The following is a 16,101-nucleotide window of genomic DNA, read 5'->3' as shown; positions in this document are numbered from 1 at the left end:
ACATTTACCGGGGAGCTACTTCAAACGTATCACAGTTTGGATTACCTTGGGCTTAGTAAATGATATCATCCTGCATTAAACAGCATGTTAGCAAAATAAAGAAAGGGAGCATACTCTACTTCACAGGCAAACTCTCGCTCCCAATTGATAATTCGTTCAAGCAATAGAGGTGTTCGATCGCACCATGTGGAAGTACAGCATGTACACCTCGAACTCCATTAACTATCTGTGTAATCCTTAAATCAACGACTAGACTAGCTAAAGCTAGAGCTTCTTTACGTTCAAATCCAAAAATTTCTTTCATAAGGTCTAACATGCCTACAAGAGCGATAATGGTTGCTTCGTTTAAATCTTCATGAAAGCCCATAGTTAGCCACGCCGTAAGAGTTTTTGCTCGTGGCATAGTTAAAGAAATATCTTTTCGAACAGAGAAAGTAAGGTCCAACAATTCCATCGGGCACTCCAAGGCAGGACTTCCGACTTCTCCATCACCTTGTATGGCATGTCCATCACCAACTGAAAATAACCCCCCTGATACAGGGACTGGAAGATATAAGGTGCTTCCTGCGGTCAATTCTTTGCAATCGATATTTCCGCCACATGAGCGAGGTGGGAATGTTGAATGAATTCCAGGTTCATCAGGAGGCATCCCCATTACTCCCATAAAGGGACGTAATGATACCTTGTGTCCCTTATCGCTTATTCCGATCATGGATGTTGCGTCTAACTTCCAGTTAAGATGAAATTCCTCACCATCTGCAATACCTAAGCTTTTATTTATAGGACTCGGGAATCCACCTGCACTATTCCATCCCCATGAACCAGGATGAATTTCATTAATTTTTATTTCAAGCACAGTACCAGGCTCAGCTCCTCGAATTGCGATTGGTCCACAAAGAGCGTGACCACCATCGCGAGGGCGTTCCCTTGGTTCGAACCTTTTACGTACCCCCGGAGCTAAAAATGGTTCCAGTCCCCATCCTGCGTCAAGAGTACTGTATCGAACGACATCCCCAGAATCAATAGTTAATATAGGTTCAAAATCGCGTGAAAAAGAGCCGTGCAATGTGGATCTTTCAGGGTTAATTGAATAATGGACCATTTTAATCCCTCCAACAATGTAATCCCTTTCACGCTTATATTACTTGAATTATTTGGTTAAAATTCAAATTAGTTGTGTAATAATTGTGACAAATCGAAGCGCGGCTTTTCAATTACATACGCTACCATTGCTTTGTATGAAGATATTAATGTATTATTTGACCTTAGAATAAAAAAAAATAAAAACGTGGAGGGTATGTTTAAATGCCAGAGAAAATTAAACTTCAAGAAGGTCAAAGATTAATTACGAACAAAGATTTTGAAGTAGCGATTGCTGAGAAAGCTATAATCAAAGCCATGCAAAACGGTATGCAAATTAGACCAGCTTCTACCATTACAGGATATAACGATGATTCCGTTCGTATGTCTGACGGAAGTATTATCCACAGATCAGCAAATTCGTTTTTCGTCTAAAGAGCGTTTCTACATGACCGATATAAAAATCGGTCTTTTTTTTATTTCGCAATGTTTCTTGATTGAATCAATAGGAGCCGTCTGCGGGGCGCCGCCTATTAGTTGTACAGGGTACTGCATTGGGGCAAGCTAACGTGATGAGCTCCAGTCCAGCAGCTCGTTCATGATTCGTTCCCTACCGTTCGGGGCCCAGCTCATGCCGATCCAATTGGGGATAAACAAGGTTTTTGTATGCGGGACAGCACTAATCGCTTTCCAAGCATTCGTTTGCTGGAATCTGGCCAGCTTTTCTTCTTTCTGCATAACGTTATGATTGTGAATAAGTAAGTTATCGGTTTCAATGACCGGCAAGCTTGTCAGCGTGAACTCATGGTTGCGCTCGGTTAACGGTACGCAGCTTCCAGGTTTTAATCCAAGCTCAGAATATAATAGTTCATTAAGAGGATGGTTCACCATGCCTTGAACCCGTACCTTTCTCTTGAATAACCTCAATAGCGCCACGCTTTCATTGCCAATCGCGCCCGATAGCCATTGTCGGACGAATTTCGCTTGATTTTCCAAATGAGCAAAGTTTTGACGTGCTTCGCTTTCCCTCCCGACGAGCTCAGCAATTCTGATGTGGTTCTTCCGCCAATCAAGTGTGAATTCCATTGATACCGTAGGCGCGATCGCTGATAGCTGCTCCTGCAGAAATTGATGCCTATGGTCCACGATAATAATATCCGGTGAAGCTTGGCGCAGCTCCTGAAGCTGCTTTTTGATGAAGCTTTTGATAAACTCCTCCGTCTGCTCGACATATTTGAAGCCATTCATCGCATAGACGCAGCTTGCACCAAGGGAATACAGATTTTCATGATACTGATAGTTAGAAACAACGGCGACAGACAGTTCCTTCCTCTTTATGAACAGAGTCGGAGTTATTCCGACAGACCGCTTAAATAATCTGCTGAAATAAAATTCATTGCCGAACCCGACCAAAGCGGAGACGTTCTTAACCGTATTGTCTGGCTGCGAAAGCTGTTCCTTAGCACGCTCGATTCGGATTTGATTCAAAAATTCGATTGGAGATACGCATTGGCTGCGCTTAAAGCTTCTTGAGTACGAGGTAGGCGTCAAGCCCGCGATTGCAGACAACGTTTCCAGGTTCAGCTTCTTATCATAGTGCTTGTACATGTATGCAATGCTCTCATCCATCCCGCTGCTTGCCTCTTCCTCGATCTTCTGACTTGTCCCCGCTTCGAGAAGCGCATGCAATAGACCGAGAGCCTGCAGCTGAAGCGCAGCAGGTTGAGTCCGTGAAGATCGGCTATCCGCGTACAAGCGGGCGACATGTCCCATACACTCTGCCGATTGCTCATCCCGAAGCTTGCCTGAAGGGATAAAGGAAACCACGGCATCCGACGGGACTGCCGCCCATTTCCCTTTCGTTCGGCTAACCGTCATTTGGCGGAATAGCAGGAGCGTATATTGGGCTGATTCCGAATGCAGCTCCGTATCCAGTTTAGTTCCTGGCGTAAAGAAAAACAGCTCGCCCGGATGAAACCGGAGCGAGCATTCGTTTATATGCAGCAAGCCGCTGCCAGCCGTAACTGCGCATAGTGCAAAAGTATTCTTGTCGATCACTTGCACGGCATGCCGCTTCCGCATCTTGCGCATGCGGATAGAAGATAACAGTAATATCGGAAGCTGTCCTCCGACATTCAGCCTCTGCGTCTGCATACATTCACCTTCTTCTTATAATCCTAATTGATAATGATTATCACCATTATAAATCGGAATGGATTATTTGGAAAGGATCTTCGTATCGAATACGGTTAAAAGTTTTTCGGCAGGTGTGCGTACTATTCCGGGCGGAACCGCCTTGGCGTAGCCGACATGAAGGACACCTACAATTTTTTCGCCGGGCATTACGCCGAACGTTGCTCGAAACTTCGGATTATTATTGTAATTGTTCGTTTTCCAAACAACGCCCAGTCCCTGCTCCCAAGCGGCCAGTTGGAAATTTTGAATCAGGCAGCATACGGCAGCGTAATCTTCCTCCCGCTCCTTAAATCTTGAATCCTCCAGCTGGACAATAACCAAATGAGCCGGCACATTGGCTAAATATTCGTACTTTAGCTTCCCATATTTTTCGCGGTCATCAGCTGAATAGGTTTGAACCATCGCTTCCGCGAATGCCGTTCGTCCATCGCCCATAAACAGCATGAAGCGCCATGGCTGTCTGTTTCCGTGATTGGGCGCCCATACCGCTACGTTCAGCAGTTCTATGATTTTCTCCCTTTCAACTGGCTCATCCTTAAATAACCGGATCGTCCGTCTTTCTTTTATTAAATCCGCTAACGTTCCTATATTCTTGCTCTCCACGTTATTCAATCGTTTCTACCTCCTGCAGCTTTAGCTTTCGTTACGTCTTGCATATAGCAAATAAATAAAGAAGGGAGCCCCGATAGCCGCCGTAAATACGCCAGCTGGTACGTCAAGCGGGAGAAACGCGGTCCGTCCTATAAGATCGGCAAGCATAACGATGATCGCTCCGAGCATAGCGGAAACTGGCATCACCCACTTGAAATTAGCGCCAATCAGCTTGCGTGCCATATGGGGAGCAAGCAGCCCGACAAAGCCGATGCCGCCTCCCACCGAAACCGCTGAACCGGCTAACGCAACGCTGATCATTAGCAAAATGAACCGGTTAAGCTGTACGCGGCTGCCGCTGCTCGTTGCGATATCATCGCCGAGCTGTGCGATATTGACATGCCGCGTCATGAGCATCGTAAGCGGCATAAGAATAATCGTCCACGGCAGCAACAGAAGAACATTTTCCCAATTGGCAGCGTAGACCGAGCCGGTCAGCCATGTATAGGCCTGACCGGCATCATTTTTCGGATTAAATACAATCATCATCGTTGTCGCTCCGGACATTAGCGCCGACATCCCGACCCCTATCAAGATCAGTCTCATCGAAGTGACGCCTCGTTTCCAAGCGAATAAATACAAGACTAGCGATACGGCGCCAGCTCCCGCAAGTGCCGATACAGGCAGCCACCTAATGCTGACCGTTCCAGCCGCGAAGGTCAGAAAGGCAACCGCTGCCGCAGAGGCTCCTCCCGTTACGCCCAACATTTCAGGAGAAGCCATCGGATTTCGAACGATGCCTTGCAGTATCGAGCCCGCCACAGCTAATGAAGCGCCTACCAGCAGTGCTGTCGTAATGCGCGGCAGACGCAGCATTTCAATAATCATCGAATTCGTGTCAGAGCCCTTGCCCGCGAAGCTCTGAAAGACTTGAAAGGGGGAGATGTACGTGTCGCCCAAGCATACGCTAATGACGGCAGTTGCAACGCATGCCGCGGCGAGAGAATAAGCTATCCATGATTTCTTCTTCACTTCAATAATCCCCTTCGAGCGATATACATAAAGAATGGGGCTCCTATGACAGCCGTCATAACGCCGACTGGCATTTCTTCCGGAATCATAATGAAGCGGGCGCATATGTCGGCAGCAAGCAGCAGAATTGCTCCACAAACCGCGCAATAAGGAATGAGCCAGCGGTGGTCGATGCCTGCGATATAGCGCGACAAATGAGGAACGACGATACCGATGAACCCGATCGGGCCCGCAATCGCTACCGAACCTCCCGCTAGTACGACCACGATTGCTCCTACCGCTAATTTAAGCAATATCGTTCGCTGCCCAAGTCCTTTTGCCGTGTCCTCCCCGAGAGTCAATACATTTAATCCCTTTGCCAGCAGCCAGGCTGCCGCCCAGGCACCCGCCATATAGGGAAATATGGTCTCCAGCATTTCGGGGGATCTTCCGGCAATCGTTCCCGTCAGCCAATACAAGACCGTGCTCAGGCCCTGCTTATCCAGCGCGAGAATGCCTTGCGTAAAGGAAGCGAATAGGGCAGTCATGGCCGCGCCGGCCAATATCATTTTCAAGGGCGTTAAGCCGCCTCTGCCCGCCGATCCTAGAACGTATACGATAACGGCGGCAATCGCCGCCCCCAAGAACGATATCCACATAAGTGCATGCATATTGGAGACCGAGAGCAGTATGGCAGCGCAAACGACAAAAAAGCTGGCTCCCGCATTCACCCCGAAGACACTCGGCGAAGCGAGCGGGTTACGGGTCAGCGTCTGCATAAGAGCTCCCGCGACAGCCAAGCTCGCGCCAATGGCGGCGGCGATCAGCGCTCTCGGTAATCGCGTCGTGCGAATAATGATTTGATCCTTCGATTGCTCATCATAATGAACAAGCGATTCCCATACCGTCGGCCAGGAATAATTTTTGGCTCCGAAGAGAAGGCTCGCCATAAGGCAAATAAGGAGCATTACTGTGCCGATCGCAAGCCCAGCAGCTCTCCATCCGTTCAATCGGGTAAAGCGCATGTCAACATTCTCCTTAGCAAGCGTAAAGGAATGAGCATGCTGCTCATTCCCGGCATTTTATAATTTATAACGTCTATTTGAGCTCAAAATACTCATATAAATCATCCAGCATGGAGTTGGCCGCCAGCACTCCCGCGCTCAGGTTCCACGTTACTACGTCCACCTTCATATATTTGCCGTTCTTCACGCCCTTCAGGCTAGCCCACAGCGGATGCGAGGTCCACTCCGTCTGGGCTGCAGCTCTGCTAGGCTCATCTTCCTTGATTTGGGTAATATCGAAAATATAATCGCCGTCCAATTGCTCCATTTGTTCCTTCGAGGTTATATTCACGACGGCCTTCCCTTCAACTATCTGAGCCTGCGGTCTTCCGATGCCAAGCTCTTTGAAGATCGTGCCCGCAAAACCGGTCGCATAGAAGCGTGCGCTGCCGTCCTTCTCAAATCGAATGACGGATGCCTCCGTAGAAGCAAGCCGATCGCCTGCCTTTTGTTTGAAATCAGCAACTCTCTGATCCCAATCGGCAAGCAGCTTATCTGCTTCCTCCTCCATGTACAACGCTTGCGCCGAAAGCTTCATATTTTCCTTCCAGTCAAATACCTCTTCCGTAATGATGGTAGGCGCAATAGCTTCAAGCTGAGGATAAATTTTCTCGTCGCGCGTTTTCGTACCGATAATCAGATCCGGCTTGAGCGCGATAATCGCCTCTATATTGGGCTGGTTCTCATCTCCCAGGTTTTCGACTCCCGTCATTTTATCGCGCAAAAACTCGTACCAAGGCTTCTGATCCCATGATTCCACCGCGCCTACCGGCTTCACGCCAAGTGCTACGGTTATATCAACCATTCCGTTAAACAAAACGACGACGCGCTCCGGCTTTTTCTCTAATGTAACGGTGCCCATCGCGTGTTCAATCGTTCTGGATGTGCCTGCCGCATCGTTATTCGCCGCCGCTGGCGTCTCGGTTTCGGCAGCACCCGCTGCTCCACCATTGTTAGCAGCCCCGTTTGATTCGTTTGATCCGTTTGTACCGCAACCCGCAATCGCAATGGAAAGCATGAGCACCAGCAGCAATTTAAACCTTTTCATGATCTTCCTCCTGTAAAATGATTCAAAATGAGAATACCTTTAGTGATAATGATAATTGATATCAATAATACTATCCACATTTTGAATCTTTGTACATGACTTATTTTGTCCGTTTAAGGTACTTATTTTGTCATGCTTATATCCATTCAGTCTAAGACCTTAATTTCTCAGTCTACATTTTCCACTCAGTTTCTCCTCTTACCTGCTTCGTTTTGCTTGAAGGGTTTCGCTTCTAGCATGGGTTACTTGTTTTGCGCATGAGCAACATAATTAGCTTATACAAACTCTATTGGTGTCCAGTAAGATTTCTAACACGGGGCAAGATTGTTTCTCTAGACCCACATGAAACTCGTTTTGTATAATGACACGGTACCTTTTAAGAATGCTGGAGGCCTAACTACTCAAATGGAATCAACAAACAGACAATCTGCTTTTGCAATTTGGACTAGCTTAATTAGCAATATACTTTTAACTGCCATGAAACTTATTATTGGTCTGCTTTTTGGCAGCCAGGTGCTCATTGCAGATGGCGTTCATAACGCAGGAGACGTTTTTGCAACTGCAGCCGCATTAATTTCAATGATGATTTCAAAACGACCACCAGACAAAGACCACCCCTATGGGCATGGTAAAGCGGAGGTCATCGGTGCTGGTATAGTAGCCGTTGTACTGGTCCTTGCAGCTGTCTACATGGGGTACCACTCGGTCATGGCACTGAGGGAGCCTCCACATAAAGCAACACTACTAGTACTCATCGCAGCTGGAATCTCACTGATATGGAAACAGTGGCTTTATGTCTACACCATGCGTGTCGGCAAAAATGCCAATAGCAGCGGTTTAATTGCAACCGCTTATGATCATTTAGCTGATGTATACGCGTCCCTCGCTGCAGTCGTCGGTATCGCTCTTTCCATGCTTGGAGAACGCTATAATATTCATTTTCTGAAATACGGAGATCCCTTCGCGGGCATCATCGTGGCCTATTTTGTGCTAAAGTTAGCGATTCACATGGGACGGACCTCAGTTGATGTATTAATGGAGAAAAACATTGATGACGATCGAATTGAGAAAATTTTACAGCTGGTTCAGTCCATCCCGGAAGTAAAGAGAATTGACAGAATTCGGGCTAGGGAGCATGGCCACTACATGATTGTTGATGTAAGAGTGGGGATTCCGGCTGAGTTAAGCGTTCAAGAGGGCCATGACATTAGTAAGAAAATAAAGCAGGTCATTAGAGAACAAAATCCTATTGTCGAAGAGGTTCTGGTTCATTTAAATCCATGGTACAACGAAAATAATAAAAAATGAGTGAAGATCTATTTGTCAGTGAAACAGCGGCAGTCCTGGACGATAAAATAAGTCCTAGACTGCCGCTGTTTTATTGAACTATAGTTACTTTCTCACTTTTCGCCTAACAAATAATATCATCATTACTATTACTGCAATCCCAATCCCCGTAAACCAGACAAAAGGATGTATACGGTAGAGTTCGCCTTCAAGATTAACTTGATCAGTTGGCACTTTACCTTCACCTAGTATAGCTAGATCCTCTTGCGCTTGAGTTAATATATTTGTCCGATCGCAAATTATGGTAATTAGAAGCTCTTTGTCTCCATACATGGTAGATGGGTGGGCATATATTAAATATTCCTTATCTTTTTCAAAATAAAATCCACAATCACCTCCACCGCTTCCTGTGTGAATAATGATTTGAGATTCAGATCCGCCTTTCCATATTTGGCTAACTTCGAATAGTGCAGCTTTCGTCATACTTCCGTCCAAGTTTCTTTGCTCCTTGACTTCAAGGACACGACCGGCAAAAACGGCTTCAGAACGACTGTATTCTGCTTCGACAGTTTGGTGTTGAGCACATGAACATGCATAGACAGCCGAGGGAATAAAGATCGTCATGATACTTACAACTAAACATGACAGTAAAAGCGAATATATCGTTTTTCTCATTAGCTCCCCCCCCTTCTAACACCGACGGCATAAACAGCTCAATAATGATTAAACGATCCGAAGCAACCAAATGTTACAAGTGAATTGCCGTAAGTCAAAGATGTAGAGACTCGTTTTTATCCAACCTTTCTCCCATTGAATATCGAATAGCGATCAACGTTTAACGCTCTTACTCAACCCAAATTCAAATGCCGCAGCTTATCAGGGTTGCGCATGAGATAAATCCGCTGAATGCGCTCATCTTTAAACTCCAGGCTGACGACGGTGGGATAAGAATCAGTGGGACTGCTTAGAACAAAGCCTAGCTGGCCGTTGACTTTGACGAGGCGCACGACTCCTTCGCTGTCGCCCTTGGACGCAAGCCCTTGAATAAATGCGAGGACACGCTTGCTCGATGTAATAGGATTAATCGCCGCCATGACTTTACCGCCTCCGTCGCTGTACAGCACAATGTCCTCGGAGAGCATCGCGAAGAGCCCTTCCATATCGCCCGTAGACGTCGCATGGAGGAAGCTCAGCACGAGTTGCTCGGACTGCGCGCTGGGGATCAGTTCGGCGGGCGGCTCATCTTGGATTTTTCGTTTAAGACGGCTGTAAATCTTTCGGCATCCAAGCTCCGTCTTGTTAACGAACTCTGCAATATTGCGATAGTCGTATTCGAAGGCTTCCCGAAGAATGAATATCGCGCGCTCAATGGGGGTAAGCCGTTCGAGTAAGACGAGGAGAGCGTACGAAATCGTATCCTCCAGCACGATTATTTGAAGCGGATCCTGTCCCGCGGCGAAGTCCGAACCTGCCACGACCGCATACTCTTGCACGAGAGGCTCCGGCAGCCACGGCCCGACGTACACCTCTCTTTTTTTACGCGCGGATTTCATGTAATCGAGACAACGGTTCGTAACGATCTTGCATAAGTACGCTTTCAGGTTGCGGACGGGACCGCCCTCCTTGTTGATTTCCTGTTGTTGCACCGTTACGAATGCGTCTTGCACCAAATCCTCGGCATGCGTAACAGACCCTAACATGCGATAAGCGATGGAAAGAAGAAGCGGTCTGTACATCCGGTACACGGAATCAAGCTCCACGATGAATCCCTTCTTTTTCTTGTTCTTTACCGGCAATTATACTCCGGGCTGCCTCTTTCGCGCTAGCCAATGATGCGTTCAGCAGCATACCCGAAGATCCGACCCAATCGCCGGCGACATACAGTCCGGGCCGCCCTTCAACCGCAGGTCCGGGTCTGCCCGACAGTCCGCCGTTCCCGGCGGTTACTATAGCATGTGAGACTATCATTCGCGGCAGGAAGCGATGCCGAATAATATGCTTGCGCCAACCAGGCTGAATCAAGTCGAGAAAGCCTTCCAGCTCGCGTTCATCTTGCAGGGGTTCCGAATAGGTCGAAGCCGACAAATATTTCATGACATGCACGACCGCATATTCCTGATTATCGGACAATGAGGCGAAAGCGGAATGGTTGGAGTAATACCAAGGATAATCGGCGCCTAATACAAATTTCGTTTTTGGCTCTGGCATCCCGGTAACGACAAGATCCAGGCATGCTGCGCGAACAGGAATCATCTGCTCATAGACTGCGGCTTCTGTAGGGGAAAGAGCTGGATTGAGGAGAGCTAGCGTATCCGCCGGTCCGGCAGTGGATAGCACATGACTGGTTGTCAGCATTGTTCCATCCTTTAGTTTGACTGTCATTTGAGGAAAGCTGCCGGCAATTTCTCGTACGGGCGTGCTCACGCGGATCGACACGCCCGCCTGCAGCGCTTGTTCCGTCAACTGGCTCACGAGGGCTTGCCAGCCTCCGTCCACATACAGCACTTGACCATGTTTGAGCTGCTCAATTACGGCACCTGCGCTTAGCAGGTCGGGGGCATCGCAGTAGGTGGATACGCGAACGAGCGCAAGCACGACATTGCGTACGCGCGGGCTGGAGATTTGAGATTCCAAATAAGCTTGCAGACTAACCTTATGCAGAGCGGAAGTGTCTGTCTTGCGGAGGCGGCTGTAGAAGCGAAGCAATTGGGTTTTCTCGTGCCACTTCAGGAATGAACCGAGCAATAGCTGTCCGAGGGGAAGCGCTTCGTTGCTGCCGTTTGTTCCTTTGAACACAAACGTGCATGTTGGCTTCGGCATCAATCCAGTTGGTGTAACGCCAACCTCCTGCAAAATAGGAAGCGCGCTCTTATAGAGAGCATGAGCTCCCAAGTTTACGCGCGAAGCCGCGATTTCGGTTGAAGCGGCGCGGCCTCCGAGCTGCGTTCCTTTGTCAAGCAACAATACGGTCTGGCCTGCCCGTGCCAAATAAATCGAAGCGGTTAATCCGGCGATGCCGGCTCCAATAATGACAACGTCCCATGTCTGCTCATAATGATTCTCAATCATGTATATCAATCCTTTCCGGTCTGATGCATACATGACGATTAACGGATCCCATTTGTGACAATGCCTAAAATAGCAATGTAATTGCGTTATACTGGGACGGATGTACTCCCAACATGTTCTATTGTGATTACGAGATCGCTTAAAACAGGAAGTACGAAGCCTCGTAACTCTTCAAACAACGGAACCCAACTAGGATCAACTCGACAACGATCACACTGGTACCCATACTACTCCTCCTAACTGTAACAACATGGTTCTATATCCATTCGTAGGTTTCTATATTAATACACCGCTGACCTTGATTCTCCAAATCATAGGGTCCAGCTGAACTTCAGAACGGCTCCGTCCTTACAAGCAGGACGGAGCCGTTTTTATTTACTGCTATAGATTAAATTGCATTCAAGGCGCGCAATAGCGTGTAGCGATTCGGTCTTACCTGATGGGCTTCCTGCAAGCTTCGCATAAGCAGCTCGGCATCTACACCCAGCTCCTCTGTCGTCGACGGCCCGCCGACCTGCTTCAGCCATGCTCTAATCATCGTTTCATCCGGAAGAGCCGCAATCGCTTCTCGCACTTTCTCTGGGTTAGCTGTAAAGGCAAGTCCTGCTTCCTCTGCCGCAAGACGGTGGTAGAGCTTGGAAATTTCGGCGCATGCTACGCCGACTTTTGCGCCGTGAAGCAGCTGTCTTTTGCCAAGGCGAATATATTCCATCTCCCAATAATGCGAAAGATGATGCTCGGCACCCGATGCCGAATGCGATTGGCCGAACAAAAGCATCGCGAGTCCGGATTCAATAAGAGCTTCTATTAATATGCGAATGCCAGCTTGGTCGCGGCTGGCAATTTGCTCGACATGTTCTACGCATTTATGAAGCGCGATTCGCGTAATTTCGGCTACCTCCTCGGAATACGGTTCACCGCCCTCCGATGCGCCAAAGCTCCAATCGAACAGTGAGGTGTATTTTCCCAGCATATCACTAAATCCTGCTGCGACCATTGCAGCCGGAGCCTTAGATAGAATGTCCAGGTCAGCGAATATCGCATCGGGTCCAATCGCGGCAATGGTCTTCTTCTCACCGCGGATGATGATCGGGGCACCTTTGGAATTAAAGCCGTCGACAGACGGTGCTGTCGGTACCGATACGAAAGGAATGCCCGCCGTATAGACGGCATATCTGGAAATATCGTGGATCGTTCCCGAGCCGGCGGCAACGACAACCTGCGCATTTTTCTGCTGGATATCCAGCAGCAGCTGTACGATTGAGGCTTCGTCCGCAATAACGTCGCCTTGGCGATCAGGCTTAATGAGCGTGACCTGGACGGAAATGCCGAGCGCAGCTATCGCTTCCTCAAGCGTCTTACCAGCGATCCCATAAGTAATCGCATCTGCTGCGACAATAACCTGAGCGTACTGCCGTTCCTTCAAATAAGGAGCAACCTGCTCGATGGCGCCTGCTTCAACTAGCAAAGGATTTATTTCAATCGATCGCAGAGCTTCGTCGTCAAAGCCTGCGGCGATTTGTTTGACTCTTTCGATCAAGGATGACATCGCAACGCCTCTTTTCCTTAGGGGTATCGCTTTATTCTGCTCTTGCGATGCTCAGCTTGTCAACCTATGCGAGGGGCTTTGCCAAAGTCCTCTCCATTAATATTCTCTGCCTGCGAGCGCTGTTTTGGCGGATTCTTGCGTGAACACGCCTTCAGCCGTAATAATCTTCATGGGTAGCTCCTTGCCCTCCGACAAATCCTTCACGGCTTTCATCAGTTGAGGCCCAAGCAGCGCATTGCACTCTACTGCAAAGCTCAGCTTGCCAATGCTGAGCGCTTTAAGCGCTGATTTGGTCGCATCAACGGAAATGATTATAATATCCTTTCCTGGCCGCAGGCCAAAATCTTCTATGGCCTCAATGGCCCCCAGCGCCATATCGTCATTATGGGAATACACGACTTTGATTTTAGAGCCCTGCCGCTTTAATGCGTCTGCCATCAGCACCTTGCCCTGTTTCTTCGTGAAATCCCCCTGCAGCGACTCCAGCATTGTAAAGTTTTTATCAGTCTGGATAACCTCCCTAAACCCTTGCTTGCGCCCGACAGCTGGAGCAGAATGCTGCGTGCCTTGAAGCTCTACGATTGGATAGCTTTCTCCTTCTTCTGCCTGTTGAATAAGCCATCTTGCCGCGCGTCGTCCCTCTTCGTGAAAATCCGATCCGATATATGCGGTCCACAGCGTATCATCGCTGACGTTTACCTCACGGTCCGACAAAATTACCGGAATCCCCGCGTCCTTTGCCTCGCTCAGCACCTCATCCCAGCCGGACTCCGTCTTAGGAGAGAACGCAATAACATCAACCTTCTGCTTAATAAACTGACGAATAAGTTCAATTTGTTTATCCTGCGATTGTTCAGCATTCTCATAGAGCAGCTCGACGCCAGCCTCCTTCGCGGCATCAATAACCGACTTCGTATGCGCGATCCGCCATCCGCTCTCCATCCCTACCTGCGCAAACCCTAAAACTAGCGGAGTTTCCGTTTGATCCGGCGTAGGATTAGGCAAAGGCGAAATGCGCGGCTCGCTGCTTACCGCCCATTTTTCTGTTATTTTCTGGCTTCGCAAAATAACCTTCTTCGGAATGCCCTTTTCCTTATTCAAAATATCAATCGCATACTGTATCGCTTCCTTGCCGCCTGGCGGACTCGTAAAAGTGCCGGTCAGCTTGTTCTTAGATACGAGCTGCAGGCTGCCATTCTCGGAGTTGACCCCATCGATGCCGATAATATTGACATGATTCAAGCCAAGCTTCTGCAGCGCTCGGTAGGCGCCCAGCGCCATAGCCTCGTTTTGGGCAAATATTAGATCTACGTCTTGATTGTCCTTTAACCAGCCGACTAACAAATCCTCAGATAAGTCACGCTGCCAATCCCCATTCATCGTCTTAACAATGCTCAGCTTAGAATCCTCGATCGCTTCACGGAAACCCTTGCTTCGTTCCTCAACGGTAGGCGAGCCTGCTAAGCCTTGCATTTCAACTATTTTTCCGCCGGATGCCCCTAACGTCTCTCTTGCAAATTCGCCTGCTTTTCTGCCGATCATTTCATCATCCGTGCCGACGTAAAGCGTATAATCATAACCCGCGACACCCCGTCCGAGCACAATTACAGGAATATCCTTGTAAACGGAGCTTACCGTTTGCGTTAGCGCGACCGGATCATCAAGCGAAATAATAAGCAGATCTATGCCGTAGCCCACCAGCTTCTTTACATCTTGCGCTTGCTGATCGCTGCTTTGCGCTGCATCGGTAAAGATGACCCGCATATCTCCGTGCTTCCCGACTTCCTGCTCAATCTCTTCATTCATCGCAACGCGCCAGGGCTCACTCAAATTGGGCTGCGAAACACCGATCAAATACTTGTAACCGATGTCGCTATCCTTGCCAGACCCCTCCGGATTCAGAATACAGGAGCGCAGGAGAAAAACCGCGGCAATAAACTGAGCAAATAGGATAACAATCCTTAAAGCATTCCTTCCGATCATGACCGTATTCCCTTCTTGTAAACCATTGGAGAGGTTCCGGTCACCTTCTTAAAGGCGCTGCTAAAATAATGCTGGCTGCTGTACCCAACCTTCTCCGCAATTTCGTAAACCTTATACAACGGATCGCTCATAAGCTGTATCGCTTTGCGAATTCGCACCTCCGTCAAATAATCAATAAATGATAGGCCAAGCTCACGCTTAAGCTGCTTGCTTAGATAAGTAGGGCTAACCTGCACGCCCTCTGCAACATCCCCGAGCGTTAGCGTTGGCATGCCATAGTTCCGGTCAATAAATTTTTTGGTCAAAATAACGATTGGCGACAGGCTTCCTTTATTGCTGAGCTCCCTCATCAAGGTTCGGTGCAAACTAGGTAGCTCCTCGACTGATTCTACTGCCTGCTGCTCAACGATAATGGTCTTCTCCAGCAGCGACTCCATCTTGTCTTGAATCTTCGTACCGAGCAGCAGCCATTCTGAATAGTTATCAATACGGCCCAGCACGATAATATGGCCTTTCTTATCATTGAGAACCACGTGACTCCTTGCCCCTTCGGCTGCGAGCAGGTCCTCCGTTATATTTTTTAACGCAAACTCTAGCAAATCCCGGTCCCATACACGCATAGATTTGCCGGATTCCACGTTCTGAATGACCTTAAACGCAATCATTCCGACAGCCCCTGTCCAGCCTAGCTTTAAAAATGTTGTTTGATTATGAATTTCCTCCGGAGCTACGATGCCATCCAGCCATTTTAGTAAAAACGTATCTCGAATGGCGATGGAATTTGTTTTGAGCTGCTGGTCCATCCATACCATTTTCCGCTCCTTATCCCGTTCTTGCTCGAGCTCGCCGATCGCTTTCCGAACGACGCTTTCCAGCTTGGCCTTCACGACAGGCTTAAGCATATACTCAAAGACATGAAGCTTTACCGCCTGCTGCGCATACCGGAATTCATCATGTCCCGAGATGACAATGACGATGCAACGTTCCAACGTTTGCCGCAGTCTCTCGATGAACTCTAGTCCGTCGACGAATGGCATGCAAATATCGACGAACAGAATATCCGGCTTTCGTTCTGCTGCGAGCTCAAGCGCTTCTAAACCGTTCTCGGCTTCGCCAACAAGCTCGATACCAAGTTCATCCCAAGGCAGTACCTTTGCGAGCCCTCTTCGTATCTTTGGCTCATCATCTGCTATAAGCAGCTTCCACATGTTATTACCACCCGC

General features: G+C 48.4%; 15 protein-coding genes. 2 read left to right on the top strand and 13 right to left on the bottom strand.

Going from position 1 to position 16,101, the window contains the following annotated elements; all coding sequences use genetic code 11:
- Positions 1–115 precede the first annotated feature (115 nt).
- Positions 116–1,102: an acetamidase/formamidase family protein gene (locus tag RCO25_RS24850; RefSeq protein WP_308998799.1), complete on the bottom strand. Its 987-nt coding sequence runs from the start codon at positions 1,100–1,102 to the stop codon at positions 116–118.
- A gap of 203 nt (positions 1,103–1,305) precedes the next feature.
- Between RCO25_RS24850 and RCO25_RS24845 the strand changes: the two genes are divergently transcribed.
- The gene (locus RCO25_RS24845) at positions 1,306–1,515 is read left to right on the top strand and encodes a hypothetical protein (protein WP_308998798.1); all 210 of its coding nucleotides are present in this window, start codon (positions 1,306–1,308) and stop codon (positions 1,513–1,515) included.
- A 129-nt stretch (positions 1,516–1,644) separates the two neighbouring features.
- Here RCO25_RS24845 and RCO25_RS24840 read toward each other — a convergent pair whose 3' ends face one another.
- The 5 genes from RCO25_RS24840 to RCO25_RS24820 all read right to left on the bottom strand — a co-directional run bounded on the left by RCO25_RS24840 (position 1,645) and on the right by RCO25_RS24820 (position 6,990).
- Positions 1,645–3,234 carry a helix-turn-helix domain-containing protein gene (locus tag RCO25_RS24840; RefSeq protein ID WP_308998797.1) on the bottom strand — a complete coding sequence of 530 codons (1,590 nt, stop codon included), beginning with the start codon at positions 3,232–3,234 and terminating at the stop codon, positions 1,645–1,647.
- Positions 3,235–3,297: 63 nt separating this feature from the next.
- A complete protein-coding gene (locus RCO25_RS24835; protein ID WP_308998809.1) occupies positions 3,298–3,879 on the bottom strand; it encodes a nitroreductase family protein in 582 nt (193 codons plus the stop codon).
- 30 nt (positions 3,880–3,909) lie between these two features.
- On the bottom strand, positions 3,910–4,899 hold the full coding sequence (locus tag RCO25_RS24830) for a FecCD family ABC transporter permease (protein ID WP_308998796.1): 990 nt from the start codon (positions 4,897–4,899) through the stop codon (positions 3,910–3,912).
- Positions 4,896–5,903, bottom strand: a complete 1,008-nt coding sequence (locus RCO25_RS24825; RefSeq protein WP_308998795.1) for a FecCD family ABC transporter permease — start codon at positions 5,901–5,903, stop codon at positions 4,896–4,898. Before RCO25_RS24825 ends, RCO25_RS24830 begins: the two co-directional genes overlap by 4 nt.
- Before the next feature lie 73 nt (positions 5,904–5,976).
- Entirely contained in the window at positions 5,977–6,990 is a 1,014-nt protein-coding gene (locus RCO25_RS24820; RefSeq protein WP_308998794.1) for an ABC transporter substrate-binding protein, read from the bottom strand.
- 405 nt (positions 6,991–7,395) lie between these two features.
- Here RCO25_RS24820 and RCO25_RS24815 point away from each other — a divergent pair, with 405 nt between their 5' ends.
- Entirely contained in the window at positions 7,396–8,298 is a 903-nt protein-coding gene (locus RCO25_RS24815) for a cation diffusion facilitator family transporter (protein WP_308998793.1), read from the top strand.
- A gap of 84 nt (positions 8,299–8,382) precedes the next feature.
- On the opposite strand, the gene RCO25_RS24810 is transcribed toward RCO25_RS24815, so the two are convergent.
- The 7 genes from RCO25_RS24810 to RCO25_RS24785 all read right to left on the bottom strand — a co-directional run bounded on the left by RCO25_RS24810 (position 8,383) and on the right by RCO25_RS24785 (position 16,086).
- A complete protein-coding gene (locus RCO25_RS24810) occupies positions 8,383–8,952 on the bottom strand; it encodes a hypothetical protein (protein WP_308998792.1) in 570 nt (189 codons plus the stop codon).
- 173 nt (positions 8,953–9,125) lie between these two features.
- Positions 9,126–10,037 carry an RNA polymerase sigma-70 factor gene (locus tag RCO25_RS24805; RefSeq protein ID WP_308998791.1) on the bottom strand — a complete coding sequence of 304 codons (912 nt, stop codon included), beginning with the start codon at positions 10,035–10,037 and terminating at the stop codon, positions 9,126–9,128.
- Entirely contained in the window at positions 10,027–11,346 is a 1,320-nt protein-coding gene (locus RCO25_RS24800) for a phytoene desaturase family protein (protein ID WP_308998790.1), read from the bottom strand. Before RCO25_RS24800 ends, RCO25_RS24805 begins: the two co-directional genes overlap by 11 nt.
- A gap of 86 nt (positions 11,347–11,432) precedes the next feature.
- The gene (locus RCO25_RS34910) at positions 11,433–11,525 is read right to left on the bottom strand and encodes a hypothetical protein (protein ID WP_374992160.1); all 93 of its coding nucleotides are present in this window, start codon (positions 11,523–11,525) and stop codon (positions 11,433–11,435) included.
- Between the two features lie 209 nt (positions 11,526–11,734).
- Positions 11,735–12,895 (bottom strand): sn-glycerol-1-phosphate dehydrogenase, encoded by a 1,161-nt coding sequence (locus RCO25_RS24795; RefSeq protein WP_308998789.1) that lies wholly within the window; start codon positions 12,893–12,895, stop codon positions 11,735–11,737.
- Positions 12,896–12,991: 96 nt separating this feature from the next.
- Positions 12,992–14,878: a substrate-binding domain-containing protein gene (locus RCO25_RS24790; RefSeq protein ID WP_308998788.1), complete on the bottom strand. Its 1,887-nt coding sequence runs from the start codon at positions 14,876–14,878 to the stop codon at positions 12,992–12,994.
- Positions 14,875–16,086 carry a response regulator transcription factor gene (locus RCO25_RS24785; protein WP_308998787.1) on the bottom strand — a complete coding sequence of 404 codons (1,212 nt, stop codon included), beginning with the start codon at positions 16,084–16,086 and terminating at the stop codon, positions 14,875–14,877. The genes RCO25_RS24790 and RCO25_RS24785 overlap by 4 nt, the downstream gene beginning before the upstream one ends.
- Positions 16,087–16,101 lie beyond the last annotated feature (15 nt).

The sequence above is a fragment of the Paenibacillus sp. LHD-38 genome (assembly GCF_031157315.1).
Lineage (GTDB): Bacteria > Bacillota > Bacilli > Paenibacillales > Paenibacillaceae > Pristimantibacillus.
This window is presented reverse-complemented; position numbering and strand designations above follow the sequence as displayed.